At 33.9% G+C, this 21,197-nt stretch carries 19 protein-coding genes; 7 read left to right on the forward strand and 12 right to left on the reverse strand.

Going from position 1 to position 21,197, the window contains the following annotated elements; genetic code table 11:
* Positions 1–200: 200 nt before the first annotated feature.
* A complete protein-coding gene (locus tag K5R64_RS08555; protein WP_220762649.1) occupies positions 201–965 on the forward strand; it encodes an alpha/beta fold hydrolase in 765 nt (254 codons plus the stop codon).
* Between the two features lie 140 nt (positions 966–1,105).
* Positions 1,106–1,729: a ribosome biogenesis GTP-binding protein YihA/YsxC gene (yihA, locus tag K5R64_RS08560; RefSeq protein WP_220762650.1), complete on the forward strand. Its 624-nt coding sequence runs from the start codon at positions 1,106–1,108 to the stop codon at positions 1,727–1,729.
* Between the two features lie 95 nt (positions 1,730–1,824).
* On the opposite strand, the gene K5R64_RS08565 is transcribed toward yihA, so the two are convergent.
* The 3 genes from K5R64_RS08565 to gldB all read right to left on the reverse strand — a co-directional run bounded on the left by K5R64_RS08565 (position 1,825) and on the right by gldB (position 3,692).
* Positions 1,825–2,193, reverse strand: a complete 369-nt coding sequence (locus K5R64_RS08565; RefSeq protein WP_220762651.1) for a hypothetical protein — start codon at positions 2,191–2,193, stop codon at positions 1,825–1,827.
* Between the two features lie 201 nt (positions 2,194–2,394).
* Positions 2,395–2,736 carry a gliding motility protein GldC gene (gene gldC / locus K5R64_RS08570; protein WP_220762652.1) on the reverse strand — a complete coding sequence of 114 codons (342 nt, stop codon included), beginning with the start codon at positions 2,734–2,736 and terminating at the stop codon, positions 2,395–2,397.
* Positions 2,736–3,692, reverse strand: coding sequence for a gliding motility lipoprotein GldB (gene gldB / locus K5R64_RS08575; protein ID WP_220762653.1), 957 nt, complete (start codon positions 3,690–3,692; stop codon positions 2,736–2,738). Before gldB ends, gldC begins: the two co-directional genes overlap by 1 nt.
* 101 nt (positions 3,693–3,793) lie before the next feature.
* Between gldB and nadE the strand changes: the two genes are divergently transcribed.
* Both nadE and K5R64_RS08585 read left to right on the forward strand, forming a co-directional pair.
* Positions 3,794–4,594 (forward strand): NAD(+) synthase, encoded by an 801-nt coding sequence (nadE, locus tag K5R64_RS08580; protein WP_220762654.1) that lies wholly within the window; start codon positions 3,794–3,796, stop codon positions 4,592–4,594.
* 124 nt (positions 4,595–4,718) lie between these two features.
* The gene (locus K5R64_RS08585; RefSeq protein WP_220762655.1) at positions 4,719–5,348 is read left to right on the forward strand and encodes a response regulator transcription factor; all 630 of its coding nucleotides are present in this window, start codon (positions 4,719–4,721) and stop codon (positions 5,346–5,348) included.
* Here K5R64_RS08585 and dnaG read toward each other — a convergent pair.
* Both dnaG and K5R64_RS08595 read right to left on the reverse strand, forming a co-directional pair.
* On the reverse strand, positions 5,345–7,315 hold the full coding sequence (gene dnaG, locus K5R64_RS08590) for a DNA primase (RefSeq protein WP_220762656.1): 1,971 nt from the start codon (positions 7,313–7,315) through the stop codon (positions 5,345–5,347). The genes K5R64_RS08585 and dnaG overlap by 4 nt on opposite strands.
* A 160-nt stretch (positions 7,316–7,475) precedes the next feature.
* Positions 7,476–8,453 (reverse strand): polyprenyl synthetase family protein, encoded by a 978-nt coding sequence (locus tag K5R64_RS08595; protein WP_220762657.1) that lies wholly within the window; start codon positions 8,451–8,453, stop codon positions 7,476–7,478.
* 197 nt (positions 8,454–8,650) lie between these two features.
* On the opposite strand from K5R64_RS08595, the gene K5R64_RS08600 reads away from it, so the two are divergent.
* The gene (locus tag K5R64_RS08600; protein ID WP_220762658.1) at positions 8,651–9,490 is read left to right on the forward strand and encodes a hypothetical protein; all 840 of its coding nucleotides are present in this window, start codon (positions 8,651–8,653) and stop codon (positions 9,488–9,490) included.
* A 250-nt stretch (positions 9,491–9,740) separates the two neighbouring features.
* Entirely contained in the window at positions 9,741–10,505 is a 765-nt protein-coding gene (locus K5R64_RS08605; RefSeq protein WP_220762659.1) for a carboxypeptidase-like regulatory domain-containing protein, read from the forward strand.
* Between the two features lie 254 nt (positions 10,506–10,759).
* Here K5R64_RS08605 and K5R64_RS08610 read toward each other — a convergent pair whose 3' ends face one another.
* The 3 genes from K5R64_RS08610 to K5R64_RS08620 form a co-directional block, all read right to left on the reverse strand.
* Positions 10,760–11,218: a PA2169 family four-helix-bundle protein gene (locus K5R64_RS08610; RefSeq protein ID WP_220762660.1), complete on the reverse strand. Its 459-nt coding sequence runs from the start codon at positions 11,216–11,218 to the stop codon at positions 10,760–10,762.
* 200 nt (positions 11,219–11,418) lie between these two features.
* Entirely contained in the window at positions 11,419–12,609 is a 1,191-nt protein-coding gene (locus K5R64_RS08615; RefSeq protein WP_220762661.1) for a pyridoxal phosphate-dependent aminotransferase, read from the reverse strand.
* 69 nt (positions 12,610–12,678) lie between these two features.
* Positions 12,679–13,776, reverse strand: a complete 1,098-nt coding sequence (locus K5R64_RS08620; RefSeq protein WP_220762662.1) for an acyl-CoA desaturase — start codon at positions 13,774–13,776, stop codon at positions 12,679–12,681.
* A gap of 112 nt (positions 13,777–13,888) precedes the next feature.
* On the opposite strand from K5R64_RS08620, the gene rsmG reads away from it, so the two are divergent.
* Positions 13,889–14,518 (forward strand): 16S rRNA (guanine(527)-N(7))-methyltransferase RsmG, encoded by a 630-nt coding sequence (gene rsmG / locus K5R64_RS08625; RefSeq protein WP_220762664.1) that lies wholly within the window; start codon positions 13,889–13,891, stop codon positions 14,516–14,518.
* A gap of 181 nt (positions 14,519–14,699) precedes the next feature.
* Here rsmG and pruA read toward each other — a convergent pair whose 3' ends face one another.
* From pruA to K5R64_RS08645, 4 genes are all read right to left on the reverse strand, one after another.
* The gene (gene pruA, locus K5R64_RS08630) at positions 14,700–16,328 is read right to left on the reverse strand and encodes an L-glutamate gamma-semialdehyde dehydrogenase (RefSeq protein ID WP_220762666.1); all 1,629 of its coding nucleotides are present in this window, start codon (positions 16,326–16,328) and stop codon (positions 14,700–14,702) included.
* A gap of 152 nt (positions 16,329–16,480) precedes the next feature.
* Positions 16,481–16,867, reverse strand: a complete 387-nt coding sequence (gene apaG, locus K5R64_RS08635; RefSeq protein ID WP_220762668.1) for a Co2+/Mg2+ efflux protein ApaG — start codon at positions 16,865–16,867, stop codon at positions 16,481–16,483.
* Positions 16,868–16,951: 84 nt separating this feature from the next.
* The gene (locus K5R64_RS08640; protein ID WP_220762670.1) at positions 16,952–18,211 is read right to left on the reverse strand and encodes a DUF5103 domain-containing protein; all 1,260 of its coding nucleotides are present in this window, start codon (positions 18,209–18,211) and stop codon (positions 16,952–16,954) included.
* Between the two features lie 83 nt (positions 18,212–18,294).
* Complete coding sequence (locus tag K5R64_RS08645; RefSeq protein ID WP_220762672.1) at positions 18,295–21,192, reverse strand: DEAD/DEAH box helicase; 2,898 nt, start codon at positions 21,190–21,192, stop codon at positions 18,295–18,297.
* Between the last annotated feature and the right edge of the window lie 5 nt (positions 21,193–21,197).

Raw genomic sequence — 21,197 nt, forward strand, 5'->3', positions numbered from 1 at the left:
AAAACCCATTAAACAATCCTTAATGTTTTAACAAATTCACCTCATTTTTAACAACAAAAAACACTTGGTTTTTCTTCTCAAAAACGAAATTTGGAAACAAAAAACAAGTGTTAAATATTCTACCCAAAAAAAAGAAGCAAAAATTCTTTTTTACTTATTAAATCCTATATTTGTGAAAATTGAAATCTGGAATAAATAACATGGAAAAGCACTACAAGAAAGAAGGTAGATATAGCTATTATGAAGCTGGGGAGGGCACTCCCATTGTAATTTTACACGGTCTAATGGGTGGACTAAGTAATTTTGACGCTGTCGCTAACCACTTCTCGGAGAAAGGATATAAAATTGTCATTCCAGACTTGCCTATTTACACACAAAGCATCCTAAAAACTAACGTAAAAAGCTTTGCCAAATACGTAAAAGACTTTATTACATTCAAAGGTTTTGACCGCGTCATTTTATTAGGGAATTCACTTGGCGGTCACATTGCTTTATACCACACAAAAATGTATCCTGAAAAAGTAGCTGGACTTGTAATCACAGGGAGTTCAGGACTATACGAGAGCGCTATGGGCGACAGCTATCCAAAAAGAGGGGATTACGAATACATTAAAAAGAAAGCCGAAGATGTATTTTATGACCCAAAAGTGGCAACACCTGAATTAATTGATGAGGTATATGCCTCAGTAAACGACCGCATCAAACTCATCAAAACCTTAACCATTGCCAAGAGTGCCATTCGTCACAATATGGCAAAAGATTTGCCTAAAATGCATGTTCAAACATGTATCATCTGGGGAAAAAATGACAAAGTAACACCTCCTGATGTAGCCGTTGAATTCAACCAATTGCTGCCAAATTCTACCTTATACTGGATTGACCAATGTGGACATGCTGCCATGATGGAACAACCAGAAGAATTCAATCAAATACTTGAAGAATGGTTAATCAAAACCAATTTGTAACACCCTCTCTTCAGTTAAGACACCAAAAAGCAACCTTAAAACCATTGAGAAAGTAAGATTATAAAACTAAAATTCTTAATGGTTTATTTTTTTGATTAATTTTAAACTTCAACAGGTTGCCTATTAAATACAACATTAGTATGAAAATCAATACCGCCGAATTTATAGTCAGTAATTCTGACGCTTCAAAATGTCCAAAAGATTTTTTACCTGAGTATGCTTTCATTGGGAGGTCTAACGTAGGCAAATCTTCGCTCATCAATATGCTTACCAATCAAAAAAAATTGGCAAAAACCTCAGGAAGACCAGGAAAGACACAATTAATCAACCATTTTTTGATTAACAAAAATTGGTTTTTGGTCGATTTACCAGGCTACGGATACGCCAAAGTTTCAAAGAAAACCAAATCTGTTTTTCAACAATTCATCACCGATTATTTCGAAAACCGACAGCAGTTAGTTTGTGCCTTTGTACTAATTGATATCCGACACGAAGCACAAGCTATTGACATCGAATTCATGTCGTATATGGGAGAAAGCGAAATACCGTTTTGTATTGTTTTTACCAAAGCCGATAAAATCAGTAAAACGAAAATTGATTCCCATATTGCCGCTTACAAGAAAAGTATGTATGCAAACAATTGGGCCGAAATGCCACAATATTTTGTAACCTCTTCAACCGAAAATATAGGTAAAGAAGCATTACTTCAATTTATTGACGATGTCAATCAAGATGTTTTTAAGAACAACAACAATCCTATTTAAAAGAAAATACAAAACCCCAAAAGAACATTTAGCAAGCGATCTTTTGGGGTTTGATTTAAAAAACACATCACTCCAATTAAGCGATGTATAAAAATTTAATCTTTCAAGAGTGTAATTTTCATTTCCTCATCTTCCAATATCATTTTATCTTTTTCAATAGTACTTTCATAAGTAAAAGGTGTTCCTGTTTCGTCTTTAATCGTTAAACTCCTTCCTTTTTTGGTCAATATATAGAGTCCGTCATTGAAATCTCTTTCTAAATGCCCACTTACATATCCGTCATCAGTAAAAGTCAACGTACCCTTAGCTAAAATATCATTTTTAACCGAATCCGAAATGGGAACTTTGGCTTCCACTTCAGTTACTTTCCAAGAATCAACTAACTTTTTTCGACTTTTATTACAAGAGACCATTAACATTGTTAATACTATAACTCCGAATGCAAATAATTTAGATTTTTTCATGATTTCAGATTATTAAGTTAAACAACAACAAGTTACAAAAAAAAAGAAACACTTAAAAATCTAAACCAATAAATTCGTAATACAATTCTAACAATCAAAAAAGTCACAACAATACTAACCTGATTAACACCCAAAAAAAACGCTCATTAAACTCGAGACATAAAAAAAGTGATATCTACTATTGGCATGAAAAATCAAGAATTACTCATGACCGCCTAACTCCAATTTTTCAGCAAAATAATCACAAAAATCCTTCATCGTAGCTGACATTTTTTCGTCTCCCGTCGCACGATGAAAAGTGTCTGACATAGCCACTAAGGTTTGATGAAAGAAAACCTTCATTTCATCCACAGGCATATCTTTGGTCCATAAATCAATGCGCATGCTTTCTTTTGCCTTGCTATCCCAAATAGATAACATAATAGCTTTGGCTTCTTCTAGCTCTACACCACCGTCCTTTGCGGACCACATTAGTTTTTCGGGAATACGATTCTCGTCTAATTCAACTAAAAAATTTATTTCAGATCTGTTTTTATTTGACATTATTTCTTGGGTTTATATTTTGATTTTTCAAATAATTCTTTTGCATTCATTGCAAAAAGATTTTCTAATGAGATTTCATTATGTTCCATGTATGAACGCACGATTTGCCATCCCAACCAAGCCCCTACCTGACCTGGACTTTCATTGTCGATTTCCAAATAAAATTTAGAAAAAGGAGCTGGATTTACAAATCGTGAAGCCAACTTAGCATCGTCACTATACAACAATTGTTTTTCAATAAAGTATTGCCACATATACTGTTCATTTTCCTGACACCATACTAATTGCTCAGAAGTATATCCTATTTTGACCTCGTCCGGAATTTCAGGCAATAACTTATCTTTCAAATACAACTCTTTACCAGCATAAATCATTTTTGAAAGGAAACTTTTTTCAGGATTAGGTTGCACTTTAAATTTAAAAAAGCTCGAAACCACATCAGGCATCATTTGGTCTCTTTCAAAATTTTGTTTTAAATACTTAGGAAATTCATAAAAGCGATGTTCTTTCCCCAAATACATTTCCAGCGCTACAATAACCAAACTATCCGTATAAATAACTTTATTAGTATAGTCCATCTCTGCGATTACTGTTACAACTTTAGGCGTTTTGGTTTGTGGAAAGTAATGCTTAATATGTTTGAATAACTTTTCAAAATCTTGCTTTTCATGCTCAAAATCACCGTACTTTTTTTGAACTTCTTGATACAATTCTCTCCACAAAGGATTTTGCATTTTTTCTAACCAAACAGCATCATCGTTCCCTTCTGGAAAAAAAAGAGGATAAGCCTGTTTTACTTGATCCAAATTTTGAGGTTCCGTTTCAAAGAAAGCTTTATCAAAGCGCTCCACTTTTATTTCGACAGGGATTTTTTCAACAATTTTCTCTGTTTTTGTTTTTTTATCACAAGAAATCAAAAAGAGACTGAGAAGTAACGCAATAAGCCCAATTTTCATTTTATTTTATTTAAATTTGTCACGAATAAACTACTATTTGCATTCGTATTAGCCATAAATTGCAAATATACATATTCCTGCTTTTTAAAACTGAAACAAATATGACTAAAAAAAGTACGATACTAGTTGAAAAAGTAAACACACACATTGTCAACTGGTTAAAAAATTATGCCGAAGTTGCAAAAGTAAACGGATTTGTAGTTGGGATTTCAGGAGGAGTTGATTCCGCCTTAACTTCTACCTTGTGCGCGCAAACAGGACTTAAAGTATTGTGTGTAGAAATGCCCATCCACCAACATAAGGACCACGTAAGTCGTGCCCAAGAACACATTAAACAATTAAAAGAGCGCTTCCCAAATGTCTCTAGTGTCATCACTGATTTGACTCCTGTCTTTGAATCCTTCAAAAAAGAAGTCCCTACACAATTTGACGACAAAGCCTTACAACTCACCCTTGCCAACACAAGAGCAAGATTACGCATGACAACGCTTTACTATCATGCAGGGGTACACGGATTACTTGTTGCAGGTACAGGGAACAAAGTGGAAGATTTTGGTGTGGGATTCTATACAAAATACGGAGATGGTGGTGTGGATTTAAGCCCAATAGCTGATTTGATGAAATCAGATGTTTTTGCTCTAGCAGCCTACCTTAAAGTTCCTGATTCTATCCTTAACGCCCAGCCTTCTGACGGGTTATTTGGTGATGAAAAAACAGACGAAGAACAACTTGGCGCGAGTTATGATGAACTAGAATGGGCCATGATTGCAAGTGAAAATAATGCCCCAGAAACCAATTTTTCTGAGCGCGAAAAAATTGTTTTTGGAATATACCAACGCTTAAACAAAGCCAACCAACACAAAATGAACCCAATACCTGTTTGCAAAATAGACAATATCTAATTTTTTTGTCCGAAAAATTTGCAATGTCAATTTTTTTTACTAAATTTATTACACTTTTAATTTCTTGATTAAGAAATAGATAACAAATTAATATAAATTAAATACCACAAATAAATTAAATACCATGATTAAAGTTTGTATAGCTGATAGCTTACCCGTAGTACATTTTGGAGTAAAGTCATACTTCAAAGATCATTCAGACATTTCAATTGTTGCCAATGTAGGTAGCTTTTTGATGATTCGAGACATCCTCCTTACTAAGGAAATTGATGTCCTTGTCTTAGACTTAGAATTAGAAGGACTTGCTAGTATCTTTGAAATTAAGTCCATTTTAAAGAGTTTCCCTAAGACAAAAATCATCATCTTCAGCGGACTTTCGGAACAAATTTACGCTCCAAATGCAATTAAAGCAGGAGTTTCAGGATATGTTCACAAAAAAGAAAAACTGGAAACCTTAGGACAATCTATTGTAAAAGTTCACCAAGGTAAAATCATCATGAACGAAACGGTGAAGAAAAACCTAGCCTTGATTGCTAAACAAAGTAAAAGTGAGCGTTTGTACAGAAAACTTTCAAACCGTGAAGTGGAAGTACTACGCTATTTGAGTGGCGGTAAAAAGAACCACGAAATTGCAGAAATTTTAGGATTAAACGAAAAAACAATTAGTACTTACAAATTAAGACTACTTACTAAATTGAACGTTACCAACTTAGTTGATTTAGTGGAAAAAGCTAAGAAATTAGAAATCGTCTAATTAAAACGAGACATTACCCTCCCTAATTTTTTTGAAAATGCATTAGTGAGGGTATTATAATCCATAATCATCGAAAGAGACTCCGTATTATCTGCATCAGATGATATGGAGTTTTTTAATTCTTCAATAATACTACCTACTAAATACCATCTCAATGTTAAGATAGTCTCATTGACATTTTGTGCAATGGTATCCTTTTTTGTTTTAGGAAAAATATTCTGTCCTTCCCAGTTATGCATCACTAATTTCTCATCTTCCATTAAAATATCCGTCACTTCTTGCGCATAGTCAGCTGGTAAATGCATTAAATAGTGTTCTAAACTGAAATTTTCATTCTGCAGATAATGATTAATCAAATCATTATAAATTCCTCGAAACAATGGGTTAGCTAATTCCACTTCATCTTCTTGAAGACTCAAATAAATGCGTTGAAACACTTTCAACTCTTTCTTTTCTGTCACTGTCACCACTTCACCTTCTTCGTTGGTTTTCAAAAAGGTGTCTTCAAACTCTTCCGCCTTGTTACCATAGAGCAACAAAATCTCAATAATTTTACGCTCCAAACGATATAAAATATCTACTTTTTCTAGCGATTGTGGCGTATCATTTTTGACTACTTCAAATGATTTTTGTTCTTTTTTGGCTTTCTTTTCAACTTCAGCAATATCTTTTTGAGACAATTGAGCCAAAGTACTTAGTAAGACTTGTTCTGAAATATCCATTATTCGAGAACATTCCTGAATGTAAATTTCACGTTGAATACGATCAGGAATCTTAGCGATACTTTGCACCATATCCCTAATTAAATCCGCTTTTTTTATTGGATCATCCTTAGCTTCATTCATCAACAAGGACGCTTTGAACTGGATAAAATCTTTGGCATTGTTTTCTAAATACAAAACCAAATCCTCATAAGATGTCTTTTTGGCAAAACTATCTGGGTCATCACCATCTGGAAACGTACACACTTTGACATTCATCCCTTCTTCCAAAATCAAATCGATTCCTCGAATAGAAGCCCGTAACCCTGCAGCATCACCATCAAAAAGAACAGTGATGTTTTTAGTCAAACGATTTATTAGCCTGATTTGGTCTGGAGTCAAGGCCGTCCCTGAAGAAGCTACAACATTTTCGATTCCTGACTGATGGAATTGAATAACATCAGTATAGCCTTCCACTAAATAGCAATTGTTTAGCTTTGCAATGGCTTGTTTGGCTTGGAAAATACCATACAAAACTTTACTTTTATGATAAATAGCACTCTCAGGTGAATTTAAATATTTTGCAGCTTTTTTATCATTCGTTAAAATACGACCACCAAAACCTAAGGTTCTTCCTGACATACTTTGAATAGGGAACATTACACGCCCTTTAAAACGATCAAATGGACGATCCTCTTTAGGTATGGTAAGCCCTGTACTTTCAAGAAATTCTAATTGATACCCCTTACCTAATGCTTCTTTTGTAAAAGCATCCCAAGTTTCTGGCGAATATCCTAAACTAAACTTTTCAATTGTTTCATTGGTAAATCCTCTTTCTTTAAAATAGGACAAACCAATTGCTTTGCCTTCCTCCGATTTTAATAGAGTAGAATGAAAATAATTTTTAGCAAATTCTGAAACCAAATACATGCTTTCGCGCGCATCTAAATTGGCTTTCTCTTCATTTGTTTGTTCAGTTTCCTCAATCTCGATATTGTACTTTTTAGCCAAGTACCGAATTGCTTCTGGATAGGTAAAATGTTCGTGCTCCATCAAAAAAGCCACTGCATTACCTCCTTTTCCAGAACTAAAATCTTTCCAAATTTGTTTTACAGGAGACACCATAAACGATGGCGAACGCTCATCTGAGAATGGACTTAATCCCTTATAATTACTTCCCGCTCTTTTTAATTGTACAAAATCACCAATTACTTCCTCGACACGAGCAGTTTCAAAAACAGTATCTATGGTAGCTTGAGAAATCATTTTATAAAAAGGTATAAAGTATAAAAATTTTGAGAAAGCAAAATTACAAAGTATTTTAATGAAATTTCAAGAGCAACAAATGCAATTTCAACAAATCAAAAAAAACTTTATTAGCTAGGGTAACAAAAAATCACTTAAAAAATTTTAAAATTGAAATGCATTATTTTTTTCTTTCAATCACATAATTAACCATTAAAATCAATGATTTTTTATAGTCAGAATCAGGGTAATTTTCTATTAATGAAAGTGCTTCTTGTTGAAATGCAATCATTTTATTTTCGGCGTAAGCCAAACCATTATTATCTTTTACAAAAGCAATCACTTCTTTGACACGCTTCTTGTCTTTGTTATGATTTTTAATCGAATTGATCAGCCAACTTTTTTCTTTTGAAGTACAAGTATTCAAAACATGAATAAGTGGCAATGTCATTTTTTGTTCTTTGATATCGATACCTGTAGGCTTACCAATTGCGTCATCTGAATAATCAAATAAATCGTCTTTAATTTGAAATGCCATACCAATTAATTCTCCAAATTTTCTAATATTTTCGACTTGAATCGCATCATCAACTACAGATTTTGCACCCAAGGCACAACAAGCCGCTATGAGGGTAGCTGTTTTTTTTCGAATAATCTCATAATATACCTCTTCGGTTATATCAAGTCGTCGAGCTTTTTCTATTTGCAGCAATTCACCTTCACTCATCTCCCTTACTGCAACCGATATAATTTGAAGTAAATCAAAATCCCCATTATCAATGGACAACAACAATCCTTTGGAAAGTAAATAATCACCTACCAAAACGGCTATTTTATTTTTCCACAACGCATTGATGGAAAAAAAACCTCTTCGTCTATTACTATCGTCCACTACGTCATCATGTACCAAAGTAGCCGTATGAATTAATTCTATCACACTTGCCCCTCTATAGGTGCGCTCATTAACGATACCACTAGAAACCATTTTTGCACATAGAAAAACAAACATAGGCCGCATTTGTTTTCCTTTGCGATTAACAATATAATAAGTAATTCTGTTAAGTAAAGCTACTTGTGAAGACATTGACTCATGAAACTTTTTTTCAAAAAGTTCCATTTCAATATTAATAGGCTGTTTTATTTGGGAAGTAACATTCATTTCGATTTCAAATATACTGTTTTTAATAAAAAAACAACCAAATAATTTGTAATACTCCCGCCCAAAAAAATCCCTAACCTTTAACGATACTTTTTGTTGCTTTTTTTGTACATTAGACCCTTAATTTCACCCCAGATTAAACCTTATACCAATTTAACAATCAAATCTTTAACTTTAACCTAAAACTTTAAACCATCATGAAAACAAGAAAAATCATCCTAGCGACCTTGCTTGTTATAGGTCTTTGTATTAGTTGTGATTCCAATGACAAAACAACTGATAACACACCACTTACCGAGGCAGATTTATCAAATGAAACGAAAATTGATGCAGCTATCGAAGATGTTTCAAACATTGCTGAAGACCAATATGCCGCACAGCAAACTGTAACGAGCAAATCAAGTGTTGTCGTTCCTAGATACCTACCGGATTGTGCTGAGATAAAAACAAATACAACCAATGACTCTCACATTCGAACCATTGATTTTGGTACGACGGGATGCACACTTAAAAACGGAAATGTCATTAAAGGAAAAATCACAATCAGTTTTTCAAAAAGCACTACTGATGCAACAAAAACAATAGCCTATACCTTAGAGAATTTTTATCACAATGGCAATCTAATCACGGGAAACAAAAGTTTAGTTATAAGTAAATTAAACACTACCAAACCAGTTGTAACTCACACTTTAGACATGACAATTACGTTTGCCAATGGTAACGTTTACACAAGAACCGGAACTATCATGAGAGAATTTTCAGAGGGCTATACCACTCCTGGCAACTGGGAAGACAATGTGCTTTCTATTACTGGTAACACAAGTACCACATTACCTACAGGCGCTAAAATCACTAAAACCATAACAGCTGCTTTAATTGTTAAAGCAAGTTGTAAAATTGTTTTTCCCGTAAAAGGCACCATGACTATTGTTAAAAACGGTAGTGAAGGCGTAGTGGATTTTGGCGATGGTTCTTGCGATAAATTAGCCACCTTCACATTCAAAGGAATACCCATTCCTTTTGAATTAAAAAATTAATTGCCTTTTCCTAAAAACACTAACACAAATAGCGTAATTTACTTTTGAATATTAAAGTAAATTACGCTATTTCATTTTAAGAGATTACAATCTCTTTACTTCATTTATAAAATATAACATCTGCATAATAAGGCACCAAACAAACTCTATGTTGCACAAAACACAGTTTTTAACAAGATTTTATTACTAAAATGCAACTACAACTAGTAATCTTGAATTACATTTACAACAAGCAACGCAACACTATTTTATGTGCAAAGAGGTTTTCATTTGGGTATTTTTCTTTATCCAAATAAATTATGGACAAAACAGAAACGATAAAGTCGTTCATGGAAAAATCATCGCCAATCAGAATGCTACTGAAGGTATAACCGTTACAAATTTATCAAACAAAACAAGCACTCTAACCAATAACAACGGTGAATTTCATATTGAAGTAAAAAAAGGCGACTCGTTAATATTCTCTTCCATTGCATTAGAAAAACAAACTAAACTAATCGAACTAGAAGATTTAAACGACGCTGTTATGATAATAGAGATGCAGGATAAAGTCAACAACCTTGAAACTGTTGTCATCAACAAACAACCTGAAATAAATGCCCTATCTACTGGAGTACTTTCAAAAAAACCAAAAAGTTTTACTCAAATGGAAAGAAAATTGGAAACAGCAGGTGATTTCAAACCCATTCATCTTTTAGGATTATTAGGAGGATGCTTGGCCATAGATCCCCTTTTGAATGCCATCAATGGCAGAACTAAATCAATTAAAAGAATGTTCCAAGTCGAAAAAAAATCGGAAGTTTTAAATCAAATAACCCCGCTTTTCGACGAAGATTATTTTACCAAAAGACTGAAAATTCCAAAAGACTACATCAAAGGCTTCCTGTATTACTGGATTGAAGACAAAAATAATGAGACCGTTTTAAAATCAAAAAATAAGATACAAATTGATTTTTTGATGACGAAATTGGCCTTAGAATACAATCAACTGATTCAAGGAAAAACCAAGTTGTAACTTTTTTAGAATGCCAATTTAGTTTCTAACATTGGCTCTTAATAGACCGTTAATTAAATTTAAGATTATTATTGACACCATCAAACTGGAATGAAAATCATTTTCGTTACAAAATAATCACAACTTAAGAGGTTTCATCGGATTTCAATCGAATTTTATTAGAAATAAAATTTCATGACCACTCTGATAAAAAGAAATAAAAAAACTACTTAGCTTACTGACCAAGTAGTTTTTAATAAAAATGGTTCTGAATGTTAAGACAATTTTTTTGACTTAATTTTCATCAGGGTGTTTTGAATACCGTTTAATTGTTTGGAAACAATGGCAATTTGATTTAACTCTAAATGACCTTTTTCTAAAGCATTTTTATACTCCTCAATTGCAGCTTCTTCCCCTGTAATACAAGCATTAATGATTGCTTCTGTATCGCCACTGGTAAAAGACGCTTTGATATCTATCCAAGCACGATGCATGGCGCCCAATGGCCCACCTCCGGCAGTATCCGTTGACTTCCCTAACCTATTAATTTCGTCCTGCAATTCCACTATATACAAAGCGCGTTCTCTTGCATATTCTAAGAAATCCGATTTAATAGCTGGACTTTCTACCTGTTCAGCTGCGGAGGTATATCCTAATTTACCATCTTCCAAAATTGAAATTAATCCATTTAATACCGCAACTATTTCTTCTCTTGTTTCATCTGTATGTATCATAACTTTTTTTTTAATTGATTTGATAATACAAAGATGAAGATTGCCTTAAGTTTTTGTCTTATAAAATTCTACGGTTTTATTATAGAATTATCTGCTGATCAATTAACTAAAAAAATTGCCCCAAGTTTCCTTGAGGCATTTTTATTATTTAAAGTAAGTGATCCTTAGAACCACTAACTTCATATTTTTAACCTTACCAACTATCCCGCCAAAGCGTCTTTGATTCGTCTTAAAGCTTCTTTTAACAATTCATCACTGGTTGCATAAGAAAAACGGATACAGTTTGGGTTACCAAAAGCATCACCAGTTACAGTTGCTACGTTGGCCTCAGCCAAAAGGTACATAGAAACATCATTAGCATCCTTAATTTCAGTCCCCTTTAATGTTTTTCCAAAGAAAGAAGAAACATCTGGGAATACGTAGAATGCCCCTTCTGGAACATTGATTTTAATTCCTGGAATTTCTTTTAACAAGCCAACCACTAAATCTCTACGAGAATGGAATGCTTGTACCATGTGATTCAACACGGAAGGATCAGCATCAACAGCCGTAATGGTAGCACGTTGCGCAATAGAGTTAGCTCCAGAAGTTACTTGACCTTGAATTTTTGTACACGCTTTAGCAATGAATTCAGGCGCTCCAATGTATCCAATTCTATAACCTGTCATAGCAAAAGCTTTAGCAACTCCATTTACGGTAATTGTTCTTTCAAACATTCCTGGTATTGAGGCAATACTACAAAATGTTCCAGAAAAATTGATATGCTCATAGATTTCATCCGCAACAACATAGATGTTTGGGTATTTTTCTAATACTTTACCTAAAGCAGTTAATTCCTCACGACTATATACGGAACCTGATGGATTACATGGTGAAGAAAACCACATCATTTTTGTTTTAGGTGTGATTGCAGCTTCTAATTGCTCAGGAGTAATTTTGAAATCTGATTCAACAGAAGTAGGAACTTCTACAGGAACTCCCCCTGATAATTTTACGATCTCGAAATAAGAAACCCAGTAAGGTGCTGGCAAAATAACTTCATCTCCATCGTTTAACATTACTTGTGCAATGTTATATAATGATTGTTTTGCCCCTGTAGAAACCACAATATTTGCTGGTTTGTAGTCTAAGTCATTGTCTCTTTTAAATTTTCGACAAATAGCATCTTTTAACTCAGCATAACCATCTACTGGTGAATAGGTACTGTAGTTTTCATCAATTGCTTTTTTAGCAGCTTCTTTGATGAAGTCTGGAGTATTGAAGTCAGGTTCTCCTAAACTTAAACTGATAATGTCTTTGCCTTGTGCTTTTAATTCGCGAGCCAATGCTGCCATTGCTAATGTTTGCGAAGTAGCCAAATTGTTAATTCTGTCTGAAAGAATATGGTTCATTAAAGTTGATTTAAAAGGCTCTAATTTCAGTAAAGAAATTGAAGCGGTTAATGATTTATTTTTGTTTTCTTATTGCGATATTTCAGGTTGCATCCCCAACTCCTTCAAATGTTTCATGTGCGCGATGACAGCACTAAACATGGTTTTATATTCAAAATAAGGCAAATTACATTCTTTGGCTGTTTGCTTGACAAATTCGGCAATTTTACCATAGTGAATATGACTAATATGAGGATACAAATGATGTTCAATTTGATGATTTAAACCACCTGTGTAATAGTTAAGCAACCAACTTTTGGGCGCAAAATTAGTAGTGGTATATAATTGATGAATAGCCCAAGTATTGTCCATTTCATTCAATTCATTTGGTGTTGGATTGTCTGTTTCTTCGACTACGTGTGCTAATTGAAAAACAACACTTAAAATTAATCCAGCGGTATAATGCATTATAAAAAAACCAATGAGGACTTTCCACCAAGTGATAAATACCATTGGTACCACCAACCAGAAAGAAAAATAGATAATTTTAGAAATAACCAAACCTGTCCATAATTTTTTAGGATTCGCTGGCCCACCGTAAGACAACTTTCTTTTTAGATAATCTCTCATCTGTTTAAAATCAGTTGTCAAACACCAATTGATTGTTAACAATCCATAAAGTAAAATGGCATAATATTGTTGAAAACGGTGAAAGCTGTACCATTTAGCGTGTTTGGTAAAACGAATAATTCGTCCTGCTTCTAAATCCTCGTCATGACCTGGGATATTGGTATACGTATGATGCAACACATTATGCTGTACCTGCCAGTTATATACATTACCTGCTAATATATAAATGCTTCCCCCCATAATTTTATTCAACCAGGGTTTGGACGAATAGGAACCGTGATTCCCATCATGCATGACATTCATTCCTACGCCTGCCATTCCAATCCCCATAACAAAACTCAATAAAATATGGATACCAAAGTGAATTGTAGGCGTTAATAATAAAACAAAATAGGGCACAAATAAGATGGAGAACATCACAACAGTCTTTGTGTACAATTTCCAGTTACCTGTTTTTTTAATGTTATTTTCCTTGAAATATTCATTCACTCGCGAGTTTAAAATTTTAAAAAATTTTAAAGCATCATGTCGTGGAAAAGTCGGCGCATTCGAATTCATAAATAGTTTAGGTTGTAATAGTTTGCAAAGGTAATTATTAAAATTTTCTATTTGCAAAAATCATCTACTATTTAAGATTTAAAAATACTACTTTTGTTAAAAATTTAAGATAATGGACGAGATTTTGAAGTATTTTCCTGATTTGACTGAAGTTCAAAAAGAACAATTTGCAAGGTTGGATTTTTTGTATCACGACTGGAATGAAAAAATTAATGTTATTTCAAGAAAAGATATTGATTCCCTTTATACTAAGCATGTTTTACACTCATTAGGAATTGCTAAAATTATGAAATTCGAGCCTGGCTCCTATGTTTTAGATGTAGGAACAGGAGGTGGTTTCCCAGGGATTCCATTGGCAATTTTGTTTCCTGAAACTCGTTTTTATTTGATTGATGTTATTGCAAAAAAAATTAAAGTAGTACAAGGTGTTGCAGATGCTTTGGGCTTAAAAAATGTAAAAGCCGAACAGATTAGAGCCGAAAATGTAAAAGGAGATTTTGATTTTATCGTAAGCAGAGCCGTAACGAATATGCCAGATTTTGTTTCTTGGGTAAAAACCAAAATCAAAAAACAACAAAAACACGAATTGAAAAATGGAATACTCTATCTAAAAGGAGGCGATTTGACTGAAGAATTAAAAGATTTCCCAAAAGCAACCCTATATGATTTAGCTACTTTTTTTGAAGATGAATTTTTTGAAACCAAAAAAGTGGTGCATTTACCGTTGAAGTTTGTGGTTTAAAAAATTTTATTGTTGGAGTGTTTAAAAGTTTAACCTTTAAAGTTGAAAATACGGTTAACATATTGACAGAAGGATATTCTGTTTTTGATAGTTATGCGGTCAAAAAATAGAAAGTCCACAAAATTCACATTAATTTGAATCTTGTGGGCTTTTTTTAGTTTCCTCTTCGAGATAGTGGAATTTACGTTCCCAAAAAAGGATATCTATAATCTTCTGGGCTTACAAAAACTTCTTTAATCGTTCTTGGTGACACCCAACGTAATAAATTTAAAGCAGAACCTGCTTTGTCATTAGTCCCTGAAGCTCTTGCACCACCAAAAGGTTGTTGCCCCACCACAGCACCAGTGGGTTTATCATTGATATACAAATTACCAGAAGCATTTTGTAAAGCGACAGTGGCTTGCTCTATAGCATAACGGTCTTTACTAAAAATAGCCCCTGTTAAAGCATAATCAGATGTAGTATCCACCAAAGCCAAGGTTTCTTCCCATTTTTCGTCTTCATAGATATAAATCGTTACAATAGGACCAAACAATTCAGTTTCCATTGTTTCGTATTTAGGATTTGTTGTAACAATAACGGTTGGCTCAACAAAATATCCCACTGATTTATCGTAATTCCCACCAAGAATAATTTCGGCATCAGCGTCTTTTTTGGCTTGCTCAATATAGCGCACTAATTTATCAAAGGAACCTTCGTGAATAACTGCTGTAATAAAATTATTCAAATCCTCTGGAGACCCCATTTGTAATGATTGCACGTCTTTAGTGAGCTGTTCTTTGATAGCAGGCCACAAACTTTTAGGCAGATAAACTCTAGAAGCTGCAGAACATTTTTGTCCTTGAAATTCAAATCCTCCACGTATGATTCCAGTGGTAACTTGTTTGACATTAGCAGAAGGATGTGCTATTATAAAATCTTTACCGCCTGTTTCTCCTACGATTCTAGGATAGGTTTTGTAATGATGAATATTAGCTCCAATTTTAGCCCAAATATCTTTAAAAACATGAGTAGAACCAGTAAAGTGCACTCCTGCAAAATCACGACTTGCCAAAACAGTGTCTGTAATCATCAAGGCATCACCAAACACCACATTAATTACACCATCAGGAACACCTGCTTCTTTGAAAACATCAATTATAACTTTTGCTGATAGCACCTGACTATCACTTGGCTTCCAAACCACCACATTTCCCATCATAGCAGCACTTGCAGGCAAATTAGCCGCAATTGCCGTAAAATTAAAGGGGGTAATAGCATACACAAATCCTTCCAAAGGACGATACTCTAATCGATTCCAAGTTGAGGAATCTGACAGAGGTTGATCCGCATAAATTTGCGTCATGAATTCTACATTAAAACGCAAAAAATCAGTCAGCTCACAAGCAGCGTCTATTTCAGCTTGATGGATGTTTTTGGATTGCCCAATCATCGTAGCTGCGTTAATTTTAGCACGATATGGCCCAGCAATGAGTTCAGCGGCTTTTAAAAAAATAGCTGCACGTTGTTCCCAAGCCATGCTCACCCATTTGGTTCTCGATTCAAGTGCGTTAGTTATGGCTTTTTCAACATGTTTCTTTTCTGCTAGATGGTATATCCCTACGCAATGCTGATGCTGGTGTGGTGCCGTTATCTTTCGAGTTGTACCCGTTTTTATTTCTTCATTTCCAATATACAAAGGGACCTCAACTTTTGAATGCCACATAGCAGAATAAGCTTCTAATACCGCTTTCTTTTCAGGAGAATTGGGTGCGTAGGCTTTTACAGGTTCATTAATTGCTTTTGGTGTTTTGAAAAATCCTTTTAACATAGTTGTGTGTTTTTTTAAGCTATTTGTATCCTTTGACACAAATTACATTGTAGAAAATAAATGATTTAGACCAATTGTAAACCAAATGTGATAAACACAAAAATACGTAGTTTAATCCGAAAAGACGGGATTTAGATGTGAAATAAAGGTTTTTAATTCAAAGCAAAAGGAGCACAAAGCTTAAAAGTAGGTATATAAACCTTGAAGTTTTTGGCATTACTAAAGTTAATCATATTAAAATGACCTTGCATAGCACCATAAGGAGAAGCCAATAGACATCCTGAACTATAGGTATGTTGTTCTCCAGGTTTTAGAACTGGCTTTTTACCTATTATACCTTCGCCATCAACAACTTCAAGATCGTTCAATGAATCAAAAATCTCCCAATGACGAGAGGTAAGTTGTACCGAATCTTTACTGTGATTTTCAATAGTAATCTCATAACTAAAGGCAAAATGAATCTTATAGTTCTTGAAGTAAGTACCTTCAAAACTAGTCAAAACTGAAATTTTTATACCTCTTGTAATTTGAGAAACCATACTGAACTAGCGAATAGTTATGTGTTTAGGAAACAAAAATACAAAAAAAAGCTTTCGTTTGGACGATTTTGTTGATGGTTTTTTTTAATTCACCACATTTACAGAACTGGCTTTGCCTTTCCCAATGATTCTATCGTACCTCGCGGTGTTGTCACGATAGTAAACAAGTATAGTATATTCGTTTTCAGTTTGATAAAAATTTCCATCCACCGCATTTTCATGATCAATTACACCTTTGCTATCTGCCACAACATACTTAAAATTAGTAAAACCTTGCTTAATTAGAATAGGCTTCTCATAAACCCCTTTTTCTGGATTATACTCCATTTTATTTTCATTACTTAACACATAATTATTAAACATTCCTACCACATAAATGTCTTTTTTAAGTCTGAAAGTGGGTACAGAGAGGCTAAAATACACCCAAGAATAATCCGATTCAATCTCGTTATTTTCCGCATTGGCATTCAAAACCACAAAATTACCATTCACATCTTGGTAGAAGGTATAAGGAAAATTAGCTCTTGCTTCATTCGTAAACAAATAACTGCTATAAATGGCGGTATTCACATCAACTTTTGCCACAAAATTAGACGGAAATCGGATGTTTTTATTTTCAAAATAATGAAACTCATTTCCCGCCCAAAATTGTGTTTCCGTATCGTATTTGTAAATCAAATTGTTTCCCATCGTATATTGTGGCACAATGTTTTTGATAGCTTGATTAAAAACTCCATTTTGAAATAAAGCAACTTTAACATTTTTAATGGGGTTTTGAAAAGTAATCGTATTCGAATTTATGGAAAAATCCAAATTGTGTTTGTAGGGTAAATTTTGAATGGTTCTAGCTCTTTTAATTTGAACCGGAACAGAAGCAAGATCTTCATGAAGAATGAATCTTCGACTAAAAACAACTTCTCTATTTTCGTTTAAAATCTTTAAAATGTAATTTCCACTTAATTTTAAGCGCTGGGTATGCTGATTAGGAATTGATAATTTAAAATGAGAATAAATCTGTAAGGTATTGAATGATGTCACAATATCTTGAATACGTTGATTATCAAAACCCAACATATATTCATTTTTTGGAATATCTGTTGGTATCCAGTTGTAATCACAATGAACAATTTCGTAAAAATAATCTCCATTATTCCCATATAAGTCATCAAACTGCAATTGGAATCCTGAACCAAGTTCGAAAACAGGAACCACATTTTGATTGTTTTGAATAAACGAAATGGTCTTGATGTTAAAGGGAGGAGCCACTTCATTTTCAACTTGTGCAGTTAACTTAGAAACTACAGCCAATAATAAAATAAAATGGAAAGTGAATTTAGAAAACATAAACGATGATTGATATGACTATTGCGTAAATATAACAAAATATAGTTTAGATTATTTTGCAATAATGCAAATCCTAAGGTTCTTTATTCTAAAATATAATCTAGATGCGTTTCAATTTCGATGCTAACACTATCTTCATTTAATAGCGAGTCAGATAAAAGTTTTTTGTTTTCTTGCAAACGAATAATTTTTTCTTCGACGGTGTTTTTGGTAATAAACCGAACCACATTGACTTTATTTAATTGCCCCATGCGATGCGCACGTCCTATTCCTTGTTTTTCAGCAAAAGGATTCCACCAAGGGTCTAGGAACAACACATAAGAAGCTTTAGTAATATTAAGTCCCACACCTCCCGCTTTTAAGGAAATAAAAAACAATAAAACATCATCTTGTTCTTGAAATTGATTCACTGCGTTTTCCCTGTCTTGTTGCGCCGTACTACCTGTGAGTTCCTTGAATTTGATGCTGTGTTGTTGACACCATTTTTTGTAAAAATCTAAATTTGAAACAAAGGAACTAAATACAATCGTTTTTTGTTTCGCTTGAATCAAAGTCGTCAAATAATCGGTAACCGCATTGAATTTCCCTGAATCCAATTCGGATTTAGCATCAATCATTTTGGGGTGATTGCTCAATTGTCTTAAACGCATCAAGGTGTTGATGATATTGATTTTGTCTGTTTTTGAGCCATCCGTTTTTAGAAGAGAATTGCGTGCTTTGGATTTTTCTTCTTCGTATAGTTTCTCCTGCTCTTTTTCCATTTCACAATAATAAATTTGCTCGGTCATTTCGGGCAAATCATTCAATACTTGTTCCTTGGTACGCCTTAAAATAAACGGACTAATCAATGCTTTTAGTTCCGCTAAAACAATTGGGTCTTGTTGTTTTTCAATTGGATTTTTGTAATGTTCCACAAAAAAAGAATAGCTCCCCAGAATTTCAGGATTGATAAATTCCATTTGAGACCACAAATCATCAAGTGAATTTTCAATAGGCGTTCCACTTAACGAAAATCGGGTGCGGGCTTGAATTTGCTGGATGGCCTTAAATATTTTAGAGTTTTTATTTTTAATGTATTGACTTTCGTCCAAGATTAAAAATCTAAAATTGTATTTTTCTAAAATACTAATATCCCGTGAGGCTACGGCGTAACTGGTAAAAATTAAATCGTAACGCGCTAGTTTTTTGGCAATCAGTTTTCGTTCGTTTCCTACGTATTGGATGCGTCTAAGGTGCGGAGTGAATTTTCGAGCTTCATTGTACCAGTTAAAAACTAAGGAAGACGGAAGAATAATAAGTGCTTTCAAATATTCTTTAGCTTGCGGTATTACATTGCCAAATAAATCCAATTGTTCCGCCTCTCTTTGTTGTTCTTCCAATAGTTCTTGGACACTGACTAAAGCCGAAAGGGTTTGCAGTGTTTTTCCCAATCCCATATCATCAGCTAAGCAGGCTCCTAGCTGATTGTGGTAATGTTCTAAGAGCCATTGAACGCCTTCCATTTGATACGGACGTAAGGTTGCTTTGACTAAAGGCGAAAGCTGAAATTCTTTTTTTTCAGTTGGTGCCGTTTCTATTTTGAGTTCAGGGATATTCTGTAAAACGGCAAAATTACTTTTAGGCAGTTGTAAATTACCTTGTTTGACTTTGGCTAATTTTGCCAAAGAGGCATATTGCGTCATCCATTCTTTTGGAATCAAAAAACAACTTTGATCGGGGAGAATGTAAACTTGGTTTTGCTGTTTGATATTCGGAATAATATCCGCAAAACTAAACTCAAATTCGCCACAACTGATGGTAATCTTCAAATCAAACCAGTCGTTTTCAATGCTGTTTGAAAAATGAATTTTTGGCTTTTCAATTTGAAGTTTTTTGCCTTCTATTTTCAAATGACTTAAAGTAAATCCCAGTTTTACCAACTCTTGTTGCTGATCAATTAACCATTGTATTGTTTGGTAAGTTTCGGATTTTTCAGTTTTTGGACAAACTTCCCAAAAGCCATTTTCAGTTTTGGCACAGCCCATTGACTCTAGTTTTTGTTCAAAAATGAATTCGTTGGTTGGATTACGCTTGTACTGAATGACTTTGATGTGTTCGGGTTGGCTTACATCAATTTCGGAATGGCTTAGTTTCGCTTTTGAAGCATCAAAAATACAGCCTTGATAGTCAAAAAGCAGATTCAGATAATAGCTGTTTTTGAAAAAGTCATGAACTATTTCAATGACACAGTTTTGTATGCTGCTTTTTTGAATGATTTCAAACCCTTCCGCCTCAATAGTCGTTTTTTTGACCATGTCTTTGATGAATTTCTCAAAATATTCAGGCAGTATTCTCGAAGGAATAGCGATAGTTTTTTTATTCAAAAAAGGTTTGATTTTCTTAGCATCAATGTCTTTGAGGCGAAATAGTTTTTGGTCAACAACCAGCCAACTTGGTTCGGTTAACAGAATCAAAACGTTTTTATCACATGGCGAAAAGACAGTTGTTTCATCCTTCAAAAAAAGTGTATAGATGATACCTTCTTCTGTTTTTTGAAATTTAAGTTTGGCTTCGAGTGGGGCGTTTTGTGTAGCTACACAGCTTTTTCTAAAATCCTTATCCTTATTTAATTGAACAGATAATGGGTAGTTCAAAGTGGTGATTAAATCTAAAAAAGCCACCATTTTGAGCTGGTAATAATGCTGAATTCCAACTGCTATTTTGGCATCTTTAAGAAGTTCTTCAATGCTTTTTTTGGATTTTCCATTGGCATTGAATTTTTTGATTAACGTTTCTGGTTTTAACGCTTCGCAAAAGGCTAATGCTTTTTGAATATTGGAATCTAAAGCTGAACTAGTGATATTCAGAGCTTGTAAGACTTCGGCTGTCGCTTTTTTATCTACATAGTTAATGGGTCCGTTTTTGCGAACAACATAAGCAGTAGGAATGTAGAAACCCGTTTTTACATCACTACTTACATCAAAACAAAATTGATACTCCACCACGC

It is taken from the genome of Flavobacterium sp. UMI-01, from assembly GCF_019656315.1.
Taxonomy (GTDB): Bacteria; Bacteroidota; Bacteroidia; order Flavobacteriales; family Flavobacteriaceae; genus Flavobacterium.

What these genes read in the sequence shown, in the direction of transcription:
- K5R64_RS08555 (WP_220762649.1), top strand. Translation starts at nt 201, where the DNA reads ATGGAAAAGCACTACAAGAAAGAAGGTAGATATAGCTATTATGAAGCT.
- yihA (WP_220762650.1), top strand. Translation starts at nt 1,106, where the DNA reads ATGAAAATCAATACCGCCGAATTTATAGTCAGTAATTCTGACGCTTCA.
- K5R64_RS08565 (WP_220762651.1), bottom strand. Translation starts at nt 2,193, where the DNA reads ATGAAAAAATCTAAATTATTTGCATTCGGAGTTATAGTATTAACAATG.
- gldC (WP_220762652.1), bottom strand. Translation starts at nt 2,736, where the DNA reads ATGTCAAATAAAAACAGATCTGAAATAAATTTTTTAGTTGAATTAGAC.
- gldB (WP_220762653.1), bottom strand. Translation starts at nt 3,692, where the DNA reads ATGAAAATTGGGCTTATTGCGTTACTTCTCAGTCTCTTTTTGATTTCT.
- nadE (WP_220762654.1), top strand. Translation starts at nt 3,794, where the DNA reads ATGACTAAAAAAAGTACGATACTAGTTGAAAAAGTAAACACACACATT.
- K5R64_RS08585 (WP_220762655.1), top strand. Translation starts at nt 4,719, where the DNA reads ATGATTAAAGTTTGTATAGCTGATAGCTTACCCGTAGTACATTTTGGA.
- dnaG (WP_220762656.1), bottom strand. Translation starts at nt 7,315, where the DNA reads ATGATTTCTCAAGCTACCATAGATACTGTTTTTGAAACTGCTCGTGTC.
- K5R64_RS08595 (WP_220762657.1), bottom strand. Translation starts at nt 8,453, where the DNA reads ATGAATGTTACTTCCCAAATAAAACAGCCTATTAATATTGAAATGGAA.
- K5R64_RS08600 (WP_220762658.1), top strand. Translation starts at nt 8,651, where the DNA reads ATGAAAACAAGAAAAATCATCCTAGCGACCTTGCTTGTTATAGGTCTT.
- K5R64_RS08605 (WP_220762659.1), top strand. Translation starts at nt 9,741, where the DNA reads ATGTGCAAAGAGGTTTTCATTTGGGTATTTTTCTTTATCCAAATAAAT.
- K5R64_RS08610 (WP_220762660.1), bottom strand. Translation starts at nt 11,218, where the DNA reads ATGATACATACAGATGAAACAAGAGAAGAAATAGTTGCGGTATTAAAT.
- K5R64_RS08615 (WP_220762661.1), bottom strand. Translation starts at nt 12,609, where the DNA reads ATGAACCATATTCTTTCAGACAGAATTAACAATTTGGCTACTTCGCAA.
- K5R64_RS08620 (WP_220762662.1), bottom strand. Translation starts at nt 13,776, where the DNA reads ATGAATTCGAATGCGCCGACTTTTCCACGACATGATGCTTTAAAATTT.
- rsmG (WP_220762664.1), top strand. Translation starts at nt 13,889, where the DNA reads ATGGACGAGATTTTGAAGTATTTTCCTGATTTGACTGAAGTTCAAAAA.
- pruA (WP_220762666.1), bottom strand. Translation starts at nt 16,328, where the DNA reads ATGTTAAAAGGATTTTTCAAAACACCAAAAGCAATTAATGAACCTGTA.
- apaG (WP_220762668.1), bottom strand. Translation starts at nt 16,867, where the DNA reads ATGGTTTCTCAAATTACAAGAGGTATAAAAATTTCAGTTTTGACTAGT.
- K5R64_RS08640 (WP_220762670.1), bottom strand. Translation starts at nt 18,211, where the DNA reads ATGTTTTCTAAATTCACTTTCCATTTTATTTTATTATTGGCTGTAGTT.